At 66.8% G+C, this 18,211-nt stretch carries 20 protein-coding genes and 1 tRNA gene; 7 read left to right on the top strand and 14 right to left on the bottom strand.

The window, feature by feature from the left end; translation table 11 throughout:
* Positions 1-55: 55 nt before the first annotated feature.
* Together ABD705_RS06710 and ABD705_RS06705 are read left to right on the top strand one after the other, a co-directional pair.
* Positions 56-137, top strand: a tRNA-Leu gene (locus ABD705_RS06710).
* A 61-nt stretch (positions 138-198) separates the two neighbouring features.
* The gene (locus ABD705_RS06705; protein WP_344781828.1) at positions 199-867 is read left to right on the top strand and encodes a DedA family protein; all 669 of its coding nucleotides are present in this window, start codon (positions 199-201) and stop codon (positions 865-867) included.
* A 15-nt stretch (positions 868-882) separates the two neighbouring features.
* Here ABD705_RS06705 and ku read toward each other — a convergent pair whose 3' ends face one another.
* Positions 883-1,704, bottom strand: coding sequence for a non-homologous end joining protein Ku (gene ku / locus ABD705_RS06700; protein WP_344781826.1), 822 nt, complete (start codon positions 1,702-1,704; stop codon positions 883-885).
* A 68-nt stretch (positions 1,705-1,772) separates the two neighbouring features.
* On the opposite strand from ku, the gene ABD705_RS06695 reads away from it, so the two are divergent.
* Positions 1,773-4,214 (top strand): ATP-dependent DNA ligase, encoded by a 2,442-nt coding sequence (locus ABD705_RS06695; RefSeq protein ID WP_344781824.1) that lies wholly within the window; start codon positions 1,773-1,775, stop codon positions 4,212-4,214.
* A 27-nt stretch (positions 4,215-4,241) separates the two neighbouring features.
* On the opposite strand, the gene ABD705_RS06690 is transcribed toward ABD705_RS06695, so the two are convergent.
* Entirely contained in the window at positions 4,242-4,415 is a 174-nt protein-coding gene (locus tag ABD705_RS06690) for a hypothetical protein (RefSeq protein ID WP_344781822.1), read from the bottom strand.
* Between the two features lie 23 nt (positions 4,416-4,438).
* Entirely contained in the window at positions 4,439-5,347 is a 909-nt protein-coding gene (locus ABD705_RS06685; RefSeq protein WP_344781820.1) for a cation diffusion facilitator family transporter, read from the bottom strand.
* A 189-nt stretch (positions 5,348-5,536) separates the two neighbouring features.
* On the opposite strand from ABD705_RS06685, the gene ABD705_RS06680 reads away from it, so the two are divergent.
* Both ABD705_RS06680 and ABD705_RS06675 read left to right on the top strand, forming a co-directional pair.
* Entirely contained in the window at positions 5,537-6,613 is a 1,077-nt protein-coding gene (locus ABD705_RS06680; RefSeq protein WP_344781818.1) for a tyrosine-type recombinase/integrase, read from the top strand.
* Between the two features lie 3 nt (positions 6,614-6,616).
* Positions 6,617-6,901 carry a hypothetical protein gene (locus tag ABD705_RS06675; protein ID WP_344781816.1) on the top strand — a complete coding sequence of 95 codons (285 nt, stop codon included), beginning with the start codon at positions 6,617-6,619 and terminating at the stop codon, positions 6,899-6,901.
* Between the two features lie 282 nt (positions 6,902-7,183).
* Here ABD705_RS06675 and ABD705_RS06670 read toward each other — a convergent pair whose 3' ends face one another.
* Both ABD705_RS06670 and ABD705_RS06665 read right to left on the bottom strand, forming a co-directional pair.
* On the bottom strand, positions 7,184-7,801 hold the full coding sequence (locus ABD705_RS06670) for a hypothetical protein (protein ID WP_344781814.1): 618 nt from the start codon (positions 7,799-7,801) through the stop codon (positions 7,184-7,186).
* Positions 7,802-7,975: 174 nt separating this feature from the next.
* On the bottom strand, positions 7,976-8,536 hold the full coding sequence (locus ABD705_RS06665) for a recombinase family protein (RefSeq protein WP_344781812.1): 561 nt from the start codon (positions 8,534-8,536) through the stop codon (positions 7,976-7,978).
* Between the two features lie 176 nt (positions 8,537-8,712).
* On the opposite strand from ABD705_RS06665, the gene ABD705_RS06660 reads away from it, so the two are divergent.
* Positions 8,713-10,482, top strand: coding sequence for a hypothetical protein (locus tag ABD705_RS06660; RefSeq protein ID WP_344781810.1), 1,770 nt, complete (start codon positions 8,713-8,715; stop codon positions 10,480-10,482).
* Between the two features lie 444 nt (positions 10,483-10,926).
* Here the strand turns inward: ABD705_RS06660 and ABD705_RS06655 are convergent, their stop codons facing one another.
* The 8 genes from ABD705_RS06655 to murI form a co-directional block, all read right to left on the bottom strand.
* Positions 10,927-11,325 (bottom strand): hypothetical protein, encoded by a 399-nt coding sequence (locus ABD705_RS06655; protein ID WP_344781808.1) that lies wholly within the window; start codon positions 11,323-11,325, stop codon positions 10,927-10,929.
* 1 nt (position 11,326) lies between these two features.
* Complete coding sequence (locus tag ABD705_RS06650; RefSeq protein WP_344781806.1) at positions 11,327-11,782, bottom strand: hypothetical protein; 456 nt, start codon at positions 11,780-11,782, stop codon at positions 11,327-11,329.
* 53 nt (positions 11,783-11,835) lie between these two features.
* Complete coding sequence (locus ABD705_RS06645) at positions 11,836-12,255, bottom strand: hypothetical protein (RefSeq protein WP_344781804.1); 420 nt, start codon at positions 12,253-12,255, stop codon at positions 11,836-11,838.
* A 285-nt stretch (positions 12,256-12,540) separates the two neighbouring features.
* Positions 12,541-12,741 (bottom strand): hypothetical protein, encoded by a 201-nt coding sequence (locus ABD705_RS06640; protein ID WP_344781802.1) that lies wholly within the window; start codon positions 12,739-12,741, stop codon positions 12,541-12,543.
* Between the two features lie 283 nt (positions 12,742-13,024).
* Positions 13,025-13,693, bottom strand: a complete 669-nt coding sequence (locus ABD705_RS06635) for a protein rep (protein ID WP_344781800.1) — start codon at positions 13,691-13,693, stop codon at positions 13,025-13,027.
* Positions 13,694-14,371: 678 nt separating this feature from the next.
* Positions 14,372-14,968: an RdgB/HAM1 family non-canonical purine NTP pyrophosphatase gene (rdgB, locus tag ABD705_RS06630; protein WP_344781798.1), complete on the bottom strand. Its 597-nt coding sequence runs from the start codon at positions 14,966-14,968 to the stop codon at positions 14,372-14,374.
* Positions 14,965-15,705, bottom strand: a complete 741-nt coding sequence (gene rph, locus ABD705_RS06625) for a ribonuclease PH (protein ID WP_344781796.1) — start codon at positions 15,703-15,705, stop codon at positions 14,965-14,967. The genes rdgB and rph overlap by 4 nt, the downstream gene beginning before the upstream one ends.
* Positions 15,706-15,731: 26 nt before the next feature.
* Complete coding sequence (gene murI / locus ABD705_RS06620; protein WP_344781794.1) at positions 15,732-16,550, bottom strand: glutamate racemase; 819 nt, start codon at positions 16,548-16,550, stop codon at positions 15,732-15,734.
* Between the two features lie 46 nt (positions 16,551-16,596).
* Between murI and ABD705_RS06615 the strand changes: the two genes are divergently transcribed.
* Entirely contained in the window at positions 16,597-17,925 is a 1,329-nt protein-coding gene (locus ABD705_RS06615) for a nicotinate phosphoribosyltransferase (protein WP_344781792.1), read from the top strand.
* Positions 17,926-17,931: 6 nt separating this feature from the next.
* On the opposite strand, the gene ABD705_RS06610 is transcribed toward ABD705_RS06615, so the two are convergent.
* On the bottom strand, positions 17,932-18,198 hold the full coding sequence (locus tag ABD705_RS06610; RefSeq protein ID WP_344781790.1) for a DUF3039 domain-containing protein: 267 nt from the start codon (positions 18,196-18,198) through the stop codon (positions 17,932-17,934).
* Positions 18,199-18,211 lie beyond the last annotated feature (13 nt).

Raw genomic sequence — 18,211 nt, 5'->3', positions numbered from 1 at the left:
GCTCGGCGCATCCACAGGTAGCGCATGCGGTGCGCTCACTAGACTGAACCTGCTTGCGGGAGTGGTGAAACTGGCAGACACGCAGGATTTAGGTTCCTGTGCCTCCGGGCGTGCGGGTTCAAGTCCCGCCTTCCGCACGGATGCCGCATCACCGCGGTGGTCCGCTGGACTTCCTTGCCTCCCGATGACAGGAATGACGTGCACGCAGCAGGACTCATCCCGTGGCTCAGCCCCGAGAACATCATCAGTGCCGCCGGACCCTGGGCGCTGCTGGTGGTGTGCTTCATCGTGTTCGCCGAGACCGGGCTGCTGGTGGGGTTCATCCTGCCCGGCGACACGCTGCTGGTGATCTCGGGATTGCTCACCAAGACCACCGACATCTTCCACCTGAACGTGTGGGCGGTCGCCATGCTGATTGCGGTCGCGGCGTTCGTGGGCGGCGAAGTCGGCTACCTGATCGGCGCCAAGGGCGGGCCGGCCATCTTCGAACGCAAGGAATCGGGCCTGTTCAGCCGCAAGAACGTCGAGCGCACCAATGCGTTCTTCGAGCGGTACGGCCCGATGACGGTCGTGCTGGCGCGGTTCGTGCCGGTCGTGCGCACATTCGCCCCGGTCGCCGCCGGCGTCGGACGCATGCCGTGGCGGCGATATTCGCTGTACAACCTGGTCGGCGCCGTGCTGTGGGGCTTCGGGCTGACCATGCTCGGCTACGGCATCGGCTTCATCCCCTGGGTCGCGAACCTGGTCACCCAGTACATCGAGCTGATCCTGATCGGCGTCGTGGTGCTGACCATCGCGATCACCGCGTGGCACTACTTCCACGAGCGGGCCAAGGCCCGGCGCGACTCCGTGCACGACGAGGGCTGAGACCCCGGCGGCCGGCTACGACCCGGTCTGCTCGCGCGCCGCGCGGGCGCGCTCGACACTGGCCTGCAGGGCCGCCATCAGGTCGATGACCTCTCCCCCGGGCCCCTCGTCGCCGGCCTGGTCCGTGCGGTCTCCGAACGTGTCGGCGGTGTCCAGGGCGTCGCCCTTGGCCAGCTTCGCGTCGATGAGGGTGCGCAGCTCCTGCTGATACTCGTCGGTGAACGACTCCGGGTCGAAGTCCGCGGCGAACCCTTCCACGAGCGCGGCCGACAGCGTCAGCTCCTTGTCCGAGATCTGCACCGGCTGATCCAGCACCGGGAACGCGGCATCCCGGATCTCATCGGCCCACCGCATCGTCTGCAGCGTCAGCACCTGGCCGCGCACCCGCAGCGCCGCCAGCCGGGTCTTCTGCCGCAGCGTGAACCGTACGATCGCGGTGCGGGCGGTGCGCTCGAGCGTCTCGCGCAGCAGCGCATAGGCCTTCGGCGAGGTCGAGTCGGGTTCGAGGTAGTAGGGGCTCTCGAACAGCAGCGGGTCGATCTGATCGGTCGGCACGAACTCGACGACCTCGATCTCGCGGCTGCGCTCGGCCGGCAGTGCGGCGAAGTCGGCCTTGGTCAGCACCACGGTGCGCTCACCGTCGTCGTAGGCCCGGTCGATGTCGGCGAACGGCACGACCTCGCCGTCCAGCTCGCAGATGCGCTGGTAGCGAATGCGGCCGCCGTCGGCACTGTGCACCTGGTGCAGCGACACGTCGTGGTCTTCGGTCGCGGCATATACCTTGACCGGCACATTGACCAGGCCGAAGGTCAGCGCGCCCTTGAAGATCGCCCTCATCGCCCCAGTACACACCGAACCGCCGCCAGACGCTAGAGCCCAGCCCGGCGAGCGGGCAGGATGGGGGGATGCCGGGCGATGAGCAGCTGGTGCAGATCGGCGGCAGGCGCCTGCGCCTGACGCGCCTCGACAAGGTGCTCTACCCCGCCGCCGGCACCACCAAGGGCGAGGTGATCGACTATTACACCCGCATCGCGCCGCTGCTGATCCCCCATCTGACCGGCCGCCCGGTGACCCGGCTGCGCTTTCCGGACGGGGTGGACCACGCCCCGTTCATGGCGAAGGACCTCGAACCGGGCGCCCCGGACTGGGTGCACCGGATGCCGGTGGCGCACACCACCGGCACCAAGGCCTATCCGCTGGTCGGCGACGTGCCCACGCTGGTCTACCTGGCCCAGGTCGCGAGTCTGGAGCTGCATACCCCGCAGTGGCGGTTCACGCCGGAGGGTGAGCGCGGCAACCCGGACCGGCTCGTGCTCGATCTGGACCCGGGCCCGGGCACCGGGCTCGCCGAGTGCGCGCAGGTCGCCCGGTGGGCGCGCGCGATCCTGGTCGGCATGGGGCTGGAGCCGCACCCGGTCACCAGCGGCAGCAAGGGCATCCACCTGTACGCGGGCCTGGACGGCGCCCAGACCAGCGACCAGATCGTCGCCGTCGCCAAGGCGCTCGCGCAAGCGCTCGAAGCCGACCACCCCGACCTGGTGGTCAGCCGGATGGCCAAGGAGGCCCGGACGGGCCGGGTGTTGATCGACTGGAGCCAGAACAACGGCAGCAAGACCACGATCGCGCCGTACTCGCTGCGCGGGCGCGCGCAGCCGTGGGCGGCGGCGCCGCGCACCTGGGACGAGCTGGACGACCCCGCGCTGTCCCAGCTCACCTTCACCGAGGTGCTCGAACGGGCCGAGCGCATCGGCGATCCGCTGGGCGCGCTGGGCTTCCGCGCCGGCGGCCGGTCGGCGGCATCCGGCCCGCTGTCGGCCTACATCGCCAAGCGCGACCCGGCGCGCACGCCCGAGCCGGTGCCCGACAATCCGCTCGCGGCCGCGACGCCCGCCGGCCAGCAGCCACGGTTCGTCATCCAGGAGCACCACGCCCGCCGGCTGCACTGGGATCTGCGCCTGGAGCACGAGGGCGTCTTCGTCAGCTGGGCGGTGCCGCGCGGGGTGCCGGCCACGACCGGGCGCAACGGCCTCGCCGTGATGACCGAGGACCACCCGCTCGAGTACGGCTCGTTCGAGGGTGCGATCCCGCGCGGCGAGTACGGCGGCGGCACCGTCACGATCTGGGACGACGGCCGCTACGACGCCGAGAAGTGGCGTGACGACGAGGTGATCTTCACGGTGCACGGCCGGCCCGGCGGCCCGCTGGGGTCGGTGCGGCTCGCGCTGATCCGCACGCAGGGTTCCGGCGAGAAATCGAGCTGGCTGCTGCACCGGATGAAGACGGATGCCGAAGGCCGGCCGCAGCCCGACGGCCAGCCGGTCGTGGCCAGCGCCCAGGCCGACCCGGTGGCGCCGGATTCGCCGCCGGCCGCGGTGCCGCGCCGCGAACTGGCGCCGATGCTGTCCACCACGGCCGCCCGCGCGCTGGCGCGCGCGACGGCCGGCCGATGGGGGCCGTGGGCCGAGGTGAAGTGGGACGGCATCCGGGCCATCGGCGTGTGGGACGGCACCCGGCTGCGACTGTACGCCCGCAGCGGCACCGACGTCACCGCCCGCTACCCGGAGCTGTCCGGCGTGGACGCCCGGCTGGCCGCGGCATCCGCGGTCGTCGACGGCGAGATCATCGCGCTGGATGCCCGCGGCGTGCCCAGCTTCACCCGGCTGCAGAACCGGATGCACCTGACCAAGCCCCGCGAGATCGCCGCCGAACAGGCGCGCACGCCGGTGCGACTGCACCTGTTCGATGTGCTCCGCGTCGACGGCGCGGATGTCGCGGCCCGGCCGCTGCGCGAGCGCCGCGCGCTGCTCGAACGGCTCGCCGCGGACGCGATCGGCGAGATCGCCGTGCCGCCGGTGTTCGACGACGTCGACGCCGCTCTGGCGACCAGCGCACGACTGGGACTGGAGGGGATCGTCGTGAAGAACCCGGCATCGGCGTATCGCCGCGGCGTCCGCTCCCCCGACTGGCTCAAGGTCAAGCTCACGCGCACGCAGGAGGTCGTGATCGGCGGCATCCGCCCGGGGCGCGGCGGGCGCGCCGGGTCGATCGGGTCGCTGCTGGTGGGCGTTCCGGAATCGGACGGGCTGCGCTACGCCGGCCGGGTGGGCACCGGGTTCAGCGACTCGATGCTGGCCCGGCTGGACGAGGTGCTGGCCCCGCTGCGCACGGAGGCGAATCCATTCGTCGGGGTGCCGGATGCCGACGCCCGCGACGCGCTCTGGGTGCGGCCCGAGCTGGTCGGCGAGGTGGAGTTCGCGCAGTTCACCCCCGGCGGCATCCTGCGCCACGCGAGCTGGCGCGGCCTGCGGCCCGACAAGGCGCCGGATCAGGTGCGCCGCGAGGAGTGAGCGGGCGGTGCGAACCGGCGCGAAGTCTCACCAGGGCCAGGATCGGGAGATCGCGAATCCGACCGAGGCCGCGACGAACAGGCCGACGATCGCCCAGCCTTGCCAGGTGCGCGGGCTCCATCCGAAGCCGACGCTGCGCCGACGGAACCAGGGGCCGTTCGTTGCCAGCGTGCGCTCCTCCGTGCCCCACGGTACGCGCACCGCGCGGCATGAGCGGGACCGCGTCAATGGTGCGCGTCGTGGTCGGTGTGGCCGGCCGGCTCGATCTGGAAGGTGGAGTGGTCCACGTCGAAGTGATCGGCCAGGCACCCCTGCAGCCGGTTCAGGATGTCGCCGGCGGCGCCACCGTGCAACACGTCGTCGTCGACCACGACGTGCGCGCTGAACACGGGCGCGCCGCGGGTCAGCTGCCACACGTGCACGTCGTGCACGTCGCGCACGCCGGGGGTGGACAGGATGTGGTCGCGGATCACCTCGACGTGCATGCCCGCCGGCACTGACTCGCCCAGCACCGACACCACTTCGCGCAGCAGTCCGAGGGCGCGCGGCACGATCATCGCCGCGATCAGCAGCGACGCGATCGCGTCGGCCGGCGCCCATCCGGTGGTGATGATGATGACCGCCGCGACGATCACCGCGGCCGATCCGATCAGGTCGCCCATCACCTCGAGGTATGCGCCGCGCACATTGAGGCTGTGCCGCTGCGCGGCCGAGAGCAGCCACATGGCGACGGCGTTGGCACACAGCCCGATGACGGCGACGACCAGCATGATGCCGCCGGCCACCTCGACCTCGGCCGCGTGCACGAGCCGCAGCACGCCCGCCACCGCGACCCACACCGAGAGCACGATCAGGATGACCCCGTTCACGAGCGCTCCGAACACCTCGGCGCGCTGATAGCCGAACGTGCGCCGCGCGTTCGCCGGCCGCGCCGCCACGATGCTGGCCACCAGCGCGATGACCAGGGCCGCGGCATCCGTGAACATGTGCGCGGCATCGGCCAGCAGCGCCAGCGATCCCGACAGCGCCGCGCCGACGATCTGCACGATCATCACGATCGCGGTCAGGCACAGCGAGATCGCCAGCAGCCGACGGTTGTCGGCGCCGCGGATGCCGGGGGCCCTATCGTGCATGCGACCAGGCTAGGTCACCGGATGCCGCGCCCTGCCCGATCACGTCCAGCCGGGAATGAGTCTGCGGCTCCGACTCACCTTGGGAACATTGGGAAGTAGCCCGATTCTGGGCATACGTGCCCAAAGTTGATGGGCACGCTAGGTGTTCGAAATGACTCCTGCCACGTAGCACTACGCAGGAGGAACAACATGGAGAAGCCTCGACACCTACCCAGCGGGAAATGGCAGGGACGTGTCACCGGAGCGGATGGCAAGCGCCACTCTGCCGGTGTACACACAAGCAAGCGGAAGGCACAAATAGCTCAGGCTCGGAAGCTGGCAGAACTGGCAGACGCTGCCCGGGATGCCGAGACGCCGACGACGAAGACACCCTTTATTCGATACGCCGAGAAGTATCTTTTCAGCCGTCGCCCCAGCGAGGTCGGCGGGCTGGCCCCGTCGTCGTATTACAAATATCAGAGAAGGTTGCAAGGAAAGCTCATCCCGGTTTTCGGTCACCTCGCGATCGAAGAGATCACGACGCGGCAAATTCGGGAATGGTGGGCTGATCAGTCGTCGGCACCGAGTGAACGAAAGTCGGCCTACTACCTGCTGCACTCGATTCTGGAAGTGGCGCTTGACGATGAGCTGATCAACCGTAACCCGTGCCGAGTCCGAGGATCGGGCAAGAAAGCATCCAAAACCAGACCGACGTTCACCGAAGAGCACATCGCCCAGCTCTACGCCGCTACGGAAGATCTGCAAACTCGGGCACTTGTCGCGCTGCTGGCGGGCACGGGGCTGCGGATCGGTGAAGCCGTCGCCCTTGACTGGGACCATATTTCGTTTTTCGATCAGCGGGCGGATGTCGTCCGGCACCTGACGTGCGGCATACTGCTGGAGGGCACCAAGGGGGGCAAGGAAGAGACGAGGAGTCCTTCACTGCCCAGATGGGTTACCGACGAGTTGGCGGGCCTGCTGCGCGGCACTGACGGCGTGGGGGCGATCTTCCGCAACATGCGGGGCACACGTCTGTCGGTCGATGGCGCGGAGCGGATCTTTCGCAAGTTGCGGGCATCGGCTGGGCTGGAAGCGATGCACCTGCACGACATCCGGCACGTGTCACTGACCGCATACGCGCGGCAACCCGGTGTGACGCTGGCCGACGTGATGGCGCGAGGTGGGCATAAGTCGGTGATCGTCGCTGCCACCTACCAACACTCGGACGACAGCCGCGATCAAGCCATCACCGCGACGTTGCCTAACCCGCTGCTGAGGAAGGTCTGACTTATGCCCACGTACAACGAAGCCGCGCTCGCCGCATCCGCCGCCCTGGGAACCCTGATCGAGCTGACCCAGCAGATCAGCGGAGCGGGTGACACACTCGACATGCTCGGAGCCGTGCGACTGGTCGAGATCCAGGCCGAGAACGTGCGCCGCGCCATCGTCACTGAGGCACGCGCCGAGGGTCTGACCTGGGAGCAGATCGGGGACGCGCTCGGCATCAGCGGGCAGAACGTCCACGAGACCTACAGCGCGCCGGTGATCCAGGCCAACGCCGACAGCTACGTCTGAGCGTCGAGCGGGCGGATATCGTGGGGTCATGCCGAGATCTCGCCGCCCCCGAAAGCCGAAACCGCCCGTCGTCCTTGCCCCGGAAGTCCTGTACGGCCTCCGCGAGCTGGTCGAGCAACTGCGGCGAGATATGAACCAAGATGTCGGCCAGCTGCTGGAATTTATCGAGCGCGTCGAAGCTGACTATTGGCGCTTTCGAGACGGTCGGCCGATGGTTAAAATCTCGCAGCGCAGACCGCTTTGGACGCCTCCCGGGAGGATTCCAGACGCCTGCGCCCCGAGCTAGCTGGACGCATGCTCCCTGGCATCAGCACTTCGCTGTCTGCGCTCCGCCATCGCTTCGCCTTTGGCCATTTCATGCCCCAGGGCGTCGCTAACTGACTTGGCGAACCTGCGGAGCCGGACGACGTGGGCGAGACCGTAGACGCGCGCCGTGCTCCGGAGCTTATCTACCTGCAAGAGCGTATAGACCCGCCCGGCCCGATCCTCCCGCAACTTCTCACATTCACGCTGCGCGGCGGCCAACAGCTCGGGAGTCGATGCGCGGTTGACCGCATCGACCACAACGCTACGTTGACTGTCGAACTCGTATAGGGCCTGCGCGAGATTCCCGCTCGTGTGATACTGCGATGCCGCAAGCACGGATCGCCACTCCTCAGTTGCTCGTCGTTCCCGTTCCATGAGCGCTGGGTCATGCTCGACTCTTACTGTCACCGATCCCTGTGCTTTGTTAGCCATCTCATCGGCTCGACCCTGTATGTCTTCAATGATGTGTGCACTCACGATGCCGATCTCAGTTACAGCGGCCACAGCCCGGATGCCAAACGCCCGTTGCACCGTCGCCTCGCGCTCATTCATGTCGATCAATCGCCCCGGAGGGCTGAACGTGCCGAAAGCCACGCACCGATCGCAATTCCGGAAATACCCAGCAATGCGAGCACTAGGGGCACCACGAGCACCACAAAGAGGTCATTTGAAGTCACGCTCGCATCATGGCATGACCTGGCCGAGCGCGCGTGGTCAACGACAACGCCCCCAGCACGGGGCCAGGGGCGAGGTCGAGAGAAGGGTCGCCTACAGGGTCGCGATGACTCGGTAGAGGGTAGCGGGGCTGACGCCGACCATGCGGGCGATGTCGGCGCGGCTGTGGTCGCCGGATGCTACGAGCTTCTTGATCGTGGCCAGCTTCTTGACGTCCACGACGGACGGTCGTCCGCCGATCTTTCCCTTCGCCTTGGCGGCGTCGAGTCCGGCGCGAGTGCGCTCGACAATCGTGTCCCTTTCAAGCTGAGCGAACGCCGCCATGATGGTCAGCATCGCCTGTCCCATCGGGCCACTCGTGTCGATCTTCTCGGTGAGGCTGTGGAAGCTCGCGCCCTTGTCTGTGATCGTCTTGACGGCCTCCAGCACGTTCATGGTGTTGCGCCCCATCCGGTCGAGCTTCCACACGACAACCTCATCGCCGTCTTCGAGTCGGTCGATCAGTTTGTCCCACTCGGGGCGCGACGCGAGAGTGCCGGACACGCCTTCGTCGGCGTACACGCGCTTGATTCCCTCCACCCTGGCGATGGCGTCGCGCTGGAGGTCGGCGTTCTGGTCCTTGGTGCTGGTGCGGATGTATCCAAACGTCGTCATGCGTCAATGGTCTCACAACTCATCTCGCATAACAATAGGTTATGCGAGATACTTTTGAGAGATTGGATCGAGCCGGATCGAGGACGGATCGACACTCTCACCCGTCCATGGTTTTTGCGAGACTCCTACGTCCAATGCCTTGACTGCCAGGATAGGAACGACGCGAAGGAGTCAGCGTGGAAACCGGCAGATACGTCAACTGGGAAGATGGCCGCGAGGAGTTCGAACGAGTCGTGGAGTCGCTCATTCAGCGGACCTGGAGTACGCGCGACGACGGCCACGCGTACGTCATCGACGGGCGTGGTGGCGACGACGGCCTGGACGTCTACGTCAGCAGGGACGACGAGATCGTGCAGGTCTATCAGTTGAAGTTCTTTCCGGAAGGCATGTCCGGGGGCTTCAGGAAGCGTCGGGAGCAGGTGAAGCTATCCTTTGAGCGTGTCGCTGGGCTGGCGAACCTCGAGGAATGGACACTGATAACACCCAGAAATCCCACCGTGGCGGAGTTGAAGAGCACGCTCGCTCTCCGAAGAGGGCGGACGGTACGCATCCAGGTCTGGGGCAGGGGGGAGCTTGATGAGGCGATTGCGAAGCATCCCGACCTGCTCGCCGCCGCTACGCGCCGCCCGCTCCTCGACGCCTTACGTGTGGCCGCGCACGAGTCGGCGGGCTTGGGTGGAGTGGGTGACCTAGCAGAGAGAGCTTTGAAGCTGGGTCAGCTCGCCGACAGTAGAAGCCCCTACTGGGGAGTCAAGGTGACCACGGATGGGCATACTGTCACACAGAGTCTCTTCGCGAAGCGTCCTGACGCGTCAGAAAAGGAGCCCATCAAGCTCCGATTTGCCCCGACGTTTGGGGACGAGCACAAGCCACTCCTGAAGGAGTTCACAAGACTTGTCGAGTACGGCGGATCGAGAAGCCTCCTCTTGCCACCTGAAGTCCTGGGGGTCTTCGAAACGCTTGGTCCCGAGTGGATCGCTGATCGGTCCAAGGGAAGCTTGGAGATCCAGCCGCAAGCCCTCCCCAAACCGCTCCCGGCTGAGATCCGCGTCGTGAGCGCGAGGGGCGGCCTGCTGGCATCGTTGCCCGGTGAGATCCGACTGATCTCCTCGGGTAGTAGAGGCATAACGGTCGAGGGTCAGTTCCTCACATTGACCATCACTTTTCGGGTTCCTAGGGACGCGGAAGGAGGAGAGGCCGACTTTAGCTATGACCTTCATTCGATGACGGCGACTTCCGCACTCGCACTGTTGAAGTTCATAGATCTCATCGAGAGTGGCGAGATGTGGGAGCTGCACGGTGCGGAGCGCAGACTCTTCGGAATGGAGGGACCGACACGTCGCACCCGAGGAAGCGACCCTCTTCCGGCAGACACCTTCGAGATGGTCGAGGACCTAGCAGTTCTCGAAAACGCCTACGGCGTGACCTTCCCGTTTCCTGCGGCCATCACGAATAAGGATCGGATCGACGTAAGAGTCGCCAGGATGTTGACAGAAGGTCGCGCGACATACTCCCCACAGCTCGGCGCGCTGACCGCGACCATTAGCGCCACGGCTGACCCTAGGGAGATTGGCGAACTCGGAGATCCGCATGCCATCGCCGCCTCGTTTAGCGACTCCACGTTTACGGTCCTCAACCGCCCGCTACCCATCGGGACTCTGCGGATGTATCACCCTTCTCTCAGAGCCACGGACATCCGCGCGCACATCACGGCCATCAAGAGTGGCAATGGAGAGGGACGTCTGCTCGTGCTTGAACCTTCGGATGGGACGCCCATTCGAGTCTGGCTCGAAGAACGCTGGACCGATCCCAACAAGAGAATCGTCCCGGAACCGTGGGGGCTGGAGGGAATCACAGAGCACGCCGGGCTGGGTCTCATCGCCACGGCGGCTGAGCCGAGGGTCGCGGACGACGACGCAGCTGAAGGACGCCCGCACGCCACGTGAAGCTGTTGACGCGCCGACGTATGTACCCACCGGGAAGCCTGCAAGCACAGGTGGTAAGGGCCACGGAGCGGGGCGGGCAAGAGGTCGTCGCCCCCTTTGGAGGCGGCTTCCCCGCCCCGTGGCCGGTCTGTGTGAAATTGGAGGATCGGTCAGCTCTGGCCGAAAGCGTGCGAGCGGATCAGAGCGAGGAGAGGAGTCGGCATGCCGACGATTTCGCCATGACTCGTCATCACGTGCACACTGCCGTCGTAACCGAGCACGTATGCGAGCTGGCCACGCTGCGCGAGCTGGCACCGGTAGCCGGGCGGGAGACCGTACGTCGCGTGCCCGACTCGGACGGTTTGCGCCTGGCCTGCGAATGTCGGCTTTACGACACGGAGAGTGCCCAGTGCGTCCTGAGCGGCTCTGTGCGCCGTTCTGCGGGCCTGGAGGGTGTGCACGGTGTCACTGGCCCACTGGAGACTCTGAGGCGCTCATACGGGCGAGGAGCTCTGCGAGGTCATCCAGCGACATCGAGGCGATGCCGTCAGCTCCGGACCGACCACGACGATAACTGACCACTGCCACGGGGTCGGCGCTGCCCGCGATCTGCGCATCGCGCTGCCCTGCATCGATGTACTCACCGATCCGCGCCATCGAGGGCGTAGATGTCACCTCGACCCAAAGACCACTAACGGCGAGGTCTGGGTGCAACGCCGCGTCGTCGGCCATCGCATCGGCGAGCCGTGAGTAAGTTTTTCGCGGAAGGATCGCGGCGGGCACGTAGTGAGACTCCAGCACGGCGGCCACAAGCTCAGAGAAGATTTTGTGCCTGGCCGCATGACTGTAGCCAACACGCGACATGTCAGTTTCCCTTCTTGGCAAGCCGGGCGTCCTGCTCAGCTGCCAGTCGCACCGATGGATCGGGTGCACTGTTCAAGGTGTGCGATGTGCTGGTGGCGGTGCCATATCGCGCTTGCACGTCGTTGAGGGCTGCGGCGCGACGGCCTGGGTTTGGCTCCATCCAGGCGGCTCGGCGGGCGGCTTCGCGGGCCTCCGCATGCTCGGGGGTCCCGGGCGTCGTCATGAGGAAGTCTTCGTCTGGTCGTCCCAACATCCAGCGGATCTCGCCCCATTTGCTGAGTTGCGCTTCGGTGTCACCGGCGAGCGCGAGGCCGGACGGTTTGCCGTTCCGACCCTTGCTCGCGTCGATCATATTTCGTGTCAACACAATAACCTGACCGCGGCTGACGACGATGCCACTGCTGCTCCAGATGCTGCCTCCACTGTGCACGATCTCGCCCGCTTTGAGGGCGGTCACTTCGTCACCTGGCCGGACTGCTCGGGGCGTCGGAATCTTGTTTGTAGTCGGCATTATGCGATCTCCCGGGTAGATGTTTCATGATCTGTAGTCGGTTCGTTTCGGAGCATCGCCGCGATCTCTGGGATACCTTCGGCATCTGCTGCTGCGGCCAGGATCTCGGCCAGCTCGGGGTGCTGCTCCACGGCGCGGTCCACAGCGCGGGCAAGGCCTGCCGCCTGTCGTGCTGTCTCCAGTGCTCGTCTGTGGTCGTCGGCCAGCGCGTCATGATCGATCTTGAATCGGTCCGCCATCGCCTCCAGCGCTCTCAGCTCGGAGTCACCCAGCCGTGCGCCCAGCCACGCATTCCCGGCTGCGTACGCCCCTATGCGACCGGTGCGGGCGTCGTCGGCAATGCTCGCCATCCGGTCCACCAACGCGAGCGCGCGAAGCTGCGGCGACGATTGCATGGCGTCCACCACGCCGGGGGTCATGTGTTTAACGTGCCGGTACAAGATGTCGCGGCTGACTCCGAACTGGCGGGTGAGCTGCGCTATCGGCACACGTGATGCGAGTGCTTCATCTATCGCTGCTGCCTGAGGATGACGGCATGCTCGGCACTCGCGGCTATAGGCTCGCGCCGGTATCGCTGTCGTCGCCATACTTTTAGATATCGGCCTCTCGCCTCACAACTCAAAACTCGTGTTCATCGACGTTCTATGGGCGCTCGCCGCATGTGGTCCACGGGCATTCGTGGACGGCCCGTGGACCACGCCGTGCTACGCGGGCAGGATGCTCGCGAGAGCGTCGGTGAGCGATGCCTGCGAAATCAGCTTCTTTCCCGTGGAGTCGGCAGGACGGAACATGTCGCCCTCGCGCTCGACCGATCCGTAGATGCTCGTGGGTGAGAGAGCAGTCCATGACTCGGCGGTCACGGTGTGCCGTGCTCCCCTCTCGCGGGTGACAATCACCGTTGTCATGAAATGCGAACCGTACCGCCAAGCGAAGAAATCGTCCGCGTGGGACGCGGCGCTGAAGGCGCTCATCGGCTGTGCGTCGTGATCAAAAAAGTAGGTTGTCATGATTTTCTCCTTTTCGTTGACGGTTGCAACTCAACCCTCATTGAGTAATACGGGGATGTGGCGCAGATAAACAAGTGAATCGAGAAAATTTTGAAATGGCCTGCGCATCCGCTCAATAGAACTTCTGGATCATCTCCTCATCGGTCAAATTCTCTCCCCAGTTTTGGCCAGCTACTGAGTTCTACGTGCGTCGCGACGCATTGAACAGCACGGGCGACTTACATGCGCCGGAGACGCGCCAGAGCTGCCGCCGATAGGTCGCGGCTTCCGCTTCGTGGATGAGCGCCAAGGCGTCGGCGTCGCCCCGTGTGAAGGCATCGGCGCTGAGCATGGCCAGCGTGCGAGTGCCTGCCTTCGGCCCGGTCGTGATGTGTTGTTTCGTGATGTAGCGGGCGGCGACGTCGAGCTGGTCCAAGGGGACGACTCGCACGTGCTGACCTGCTGCGCTCGCCGGGATGCCCAGCCGGGCGGCGGCGGACAGATAGCGGTCTCGAAGGGCGACGGCAAATGTCTGCGCCTCAGCTCGGGAGAGATGTTTCTTGAAAATGAAAAGTTCGTGCCCGTGCGGATGCCAACCGGAATCGGGCCGTTCGATCTCGACTACACGGGCGTATCCGTCTACTTTTGATGAGAGCCAGCCGGAAGCATTTACTGCTGCGTGAAGCTCGGCCAAGTTGCCGATGAGCGGCCCGAGGGCCGCATCCGGCGTGCTGGCCAGTGTGTATGTCCAGAGAAGTGCATAACGGGGCCGTGAAGCTCTCAGCGCGGCTATCAGCTCTCGACGCTGACGGCGGGCACGGCGACCACTGCAGAGGGCGCACAGCGCCGAGCGGCAGGACTTGCCACCCACGCGACAGAGGCGGATGCCTCGCCGTGTCGTGTACTGACGCTGTCCGCCGTTGAGCTCATATTTAGAAGGTGTGGAAGAGGGAGCGAAAAAGAAGGCGTCTGTTGATGAATTAAAGAGGCTAGACCGCGTGCGGTCCGCTGCGGCTGCGCGATCGACTGCGGCGAAGTGGTCGGCGCTCGCGCGGGTCAGCGGGACGCGGCGCTGGGGCCGAGGAGAGTTGCCAGGTAGAATGAGCATCACGATCAACTTTTTTTGTGACGCCCTCGGATTTGCAGTCCGGGGGCGTCGGTCGTTCGGCCCCTAAAAGGTTCGTCGCTGAGTGATATCGCCCTGAGCGCCGAAATAACACTTTAAGTCTCAACTTGAGCGTGAAGGTTGGCGCTCGCTGCCTCCGCTGTGCAGGGCGTCCAGGCGCGACTTAGGCCGAGGCCACCTCAGCCGGTGCTCGCTGCTGATGCGCTCAGAGGGGGCATCCAGGGAGGCTGAGAAGACCGGCTTGAGCGGGTCGCTGGAGCCGGTGAAATCATCGGCGCGTGCCCATTTCGTGCCCAAAGTGCCGGGCATGCGCTAGTCTGACGGCGCAGGAAGTCGCGGATATTTCAAGAAATATCGGCAGTCAAGAGCCAAAACTGAGAATGAGTCTGATTCTCAGTCTCGGCCGATGCCTCCGGCCCGGTATCACAGCAGTCGCAGCAGCGGCCCGAGTGCCTCGAAGGCCCGGGCGCGGTGCGAGGCGACGGCCTTCTCGTCGTCGGTCCACTCCCCGACGGTGCGCTCGATGGCCGTCGGCTGCTCGTCCGGGATGAAGATCGGGTCGTAGCCGAAGCCGCCATCCCCGCGCGCGGCGGTCGCGATCCGGCCGGGCCAGATGCCCTCGACGACATGCTCGGCGCCGCCGGGCAGCACCAGGGCGATCACCGACGTGAAGTGCGCCGTGCGGTGCGGGTCGGCGATGTCGCTGATCTGGTCGAGCAGCAGGTTCAGGTTGGCCACCGGGTCCTTCCGGTGGCCGGCCCAATAGGCCGAGAAGATGCCGGGGCCGCCGCCGAGCACGTCCACGCACACGCCGGAGTCGTCGGCGAACGACGGCAGCCCGGTGTGCGCGGCGGCCGCGCGCGCCTTGATAAGCGCATTCTCGGCGAACGTGACGCCGTCTTCGACCGGTTCGGGGCCGTCGTAATCGAGCAGCTGGAATTCGGGTCGCGTCGCGGCGACGACCTGGGCGAACTCGGTGACCTTATGCGGATTGTGCGTGGCCAGGACCGCGCTGGTCACTGCTGCGCCGCCAGTACCGTGGTCTGGATGTCACGCAGCTGCGCACAGCCGTTCACCCCGAGCTCGAGCAGCCGGTCGAGCTCGCTCTTGTCGAACGGCGCGCCCTCGGCGGTGCCCTGCACCTCGACGAACAGCCCGCGGCCGGTGACGACGACGTTCATGTCGGTCTCGGCGCGCACATCCTCGACATAGGCCAGGTCGAGCATCGGCTCGCCGTCGATGATGCCCACCGACACCGCGGCGACCGAGTCGAACAGCACGGTCGCCTTCTGGCCGATGAACTTGCGCTCCCGCCCCCACGCGATCGCGTCGGCCAGCGCGACGTAGGCGCCGGTGATCGCCGCCGTGCGGGTGCCGCCGTCGGCCTGCAGCACGTCGCAGTCGATCACGATGGTGTTCTCGCCGAGCGCCTTGGTGTCGACCACGGCGCGCAGCGCGCGGCCCACGAGTCGCGAGATCTCGTGGGTGCGGCCGCCGATGCGGCCCTTGACCGATTCGCGGTCATTGCGGGTGTTGGTCGCGCGCGGCAGCATCGCGTACTCGGCGGTGACCCAGCCCTTGCCCTTGCCGGTCAGCCAGCGCGGCACACCGCCCGTGAACGAGGCCGTGCACAGCACCCGGGTCTTGCCGAAGCTGACCAGCGCCGAGCCCTCGGCCTGCGCGCTCCAGCCGCGTTCGATCGTGACCTCGCGCAGCTGGTCGACGGCGCGGCCGTCGGCACGGGTGATGTCAGTCATGGATGTCCTCTCGGGGGTGGATGCCGCTACCGCGGCAGATCGATGACGCCGGTCTGCACCAGCGTGACGCTGCGCACCTCCCGGCCCATCAGCCGGTGTGCGAGTTCCAGGAATTCGTGGGCCGAGTCGCCGGTGGCCTCGTAGTCCCGCCGGGCCCGGGCATCCGGCCCGGCCAGCAGGTCGCGCGAGACGAGCTGGCGGTACACGTCCTTGGCGGTCTCGGTGTCGCTGGAGACCAGCGAGACGTCGGCGCCCATCACATAGCTGATGGCGCCCTCCAGGAACGGGTAGTGCGTGCAGCCGAGCACCAGGGTGTCTACTCCGGCGTGCCGCAGCGGCGCCAGATAGGACTCGGCGACGGCGAGCACTTCGGGGCTGTCGGTGATGCCGGCCTCGACGAACTCGACGAACCGCGGGCACGCCTGCGCGAACAGGTTCAGGTTCGCGTTCACGCCGAGCATGTCCTGGTAGACGCCCGAGCCGATCGTGCCGGCCGTGCCGATCACGCCGATGCGGCCGTTGCGGGTCGTCGAGATCGCGGTGCGCACGGCGGGGCCGATCACCTCGACGACCGGCACGTCATAGCGCTCGCGCGCGTCGCGCAGCATCGCGGCCGACGCCGTGTTGCAGGCGATCACGAGCATCTTCACGCCCTCGTCGACCAGCGTGTCGAGCACCTCGAGCGCGTAGCGGCGCACATCGGCGATGGGCTTGGGGCCGTATGGCGAGTGCGCGGTGTCGCCGATGTAGCGGATCGACTCGCGCGGCAGCAGTGCCGAGACCGCACGGGCGACGGTCAGCCCGCCGACCCCCGAGTCGAAGATGCCGATCGGCGCGTCATTCACAGTCCACCAGCCTAGCCGCCCCGTCGCGCCCGCTAGGCTGACCGCCATGACCGACCGCAGCACCGCACTGTTCACCGACCGCTACGAGCTGACGATGCTCGAGGCGGCGCTGCGCAGCGGCACGGCGCAACGGCGGTGCGTGTTCGAGCTGTTCACCCGGCGGCTCTCCGGCGGGCGACGGTTCGGGGTGCTGGCCGGCACCGGCCGGCTGCTCGACCTGATCCGCGACTTCCGGTTCGACGACGACGAGCTGCGGTATCTGCAGGACGACAAGGTGGTGGATGCCGCAACCCTGGCGTTTCTGAAGAGCTACCGGTTCCGCGGGTCGGTCTCGGGCTACCGCGAGGGTGAACTGTACTTCCCCGGCTCGCCGGTGCTGACCATCGAGGGCACCTTCGCCGAGGCCGTGATGCTGGAGACCCTCGCGCTGAGCGTGCTCAACTACGACTCGGCGGTGGCCACCGCCGCCGCACGGATGGCGATCGCCGCCGGCGACCGGCCGCTGGCCGAGATGGGCTCGCGGCGCACCGGCGAGCGCTCGGCCGTGGCCGCGGCCCGCGCCGCCTTCATCGCCGGGTTCGACGCGACCAGCAACCTCGAAGCCGGGCGGGTCTGGGGCATCCCGACGATGGGCACCGCCGCCCACTCGTTCACGCTGCTGCACGAGCGCGAGCAGGACGCGTTCCGCGCACAGATCGAGGCGCTCGGCACCGGTACGACCCTGCTCGTGGACACCTACGACATCCGCACCGGCGTCGACACCGCCATCCGGGTCGCGGGCCCCGGGCTGGGCGGCGTGCGGCTGGATTCCGGCGATCTGCCGATCGTCGCCGCCGCGGTGCGCGCACAGCTGGACGGGCTGGGCGCGACCGGCACGAAGATCACCGTGACCAGCGACCTCGACGAGTACGCGATCGCGACGCTGGCCGCCGCCCCCGTCGACTCGTACGGCGTGGGCACCTCGCTGGTGACCGGGTCGGGCACGCCAACCGCGGGCATGGTCTACAAGCTCGTGGCGCGGCAGGCCGCCGACGGCTCGTGGGTCGGGGTGGCCAAGTCCTCCGCCGACAAGGCATCCAAGGGCGGCCGCAAGACGGCGTTCCGGGTGCGGGATGCCGGCACCGCCACGCAGGAGCTGATCATGGTCGCGGACGGGTTCGAGCCGGCCGGCACGGCGCCCGAGGACGCCGATGCCCGGGCCCTGCAGGTGCCGCTGATCGACGGCGGCGACATCGATGCGTCGTTCGAGGGACCTGCCGGCGTGCACGCGGCGCGTGCGCATCACGCCCGGGTGCGCGAGGAGCTGCCGGTGCGAGCGCTGGCGCTCAGCCGGTCGGGCCCGGCCATCCCCACCGTCTTCGTCGACGTGGCGTGAGCGTGCTCAGCGGTTCATCGACTCGTAGATCTCTTTGCACGTCGGGCACACCGGGAACTTCTCCGGGTCGCGGCCCGGCGTCCACTTCTTGCCGCACAGCGCGCGCACCGGCTTGCCGGTGAGAGCCGATTCGAGGATCTTCTCCTTCTTGACATAGTGCGAGAAGCGCTCATGGTCGCCCGGCTCGAAATGCTCTTCCTGCAGCAGCTCTTCGAGCTCACGGTCGAGGGTGGCCACGCCCCCGGAATCAGGGTGGTCGATCGGGGTGCTCATAGCGGTTCATTCT

It is taken from the genome of Microbacterium kribbense (assembly GCF_039537285.1).
GTDB lineage: Bacteria > Actinomycetota > Actinomycetes > Actinomycetales > Microbacteriaceae > Microbacterium > Microbacterium kribbense.
Note: the sequence above shows the minus strand (reverse complement) of the source record. Positions and strands in the feature narration are given on the sequence as shown.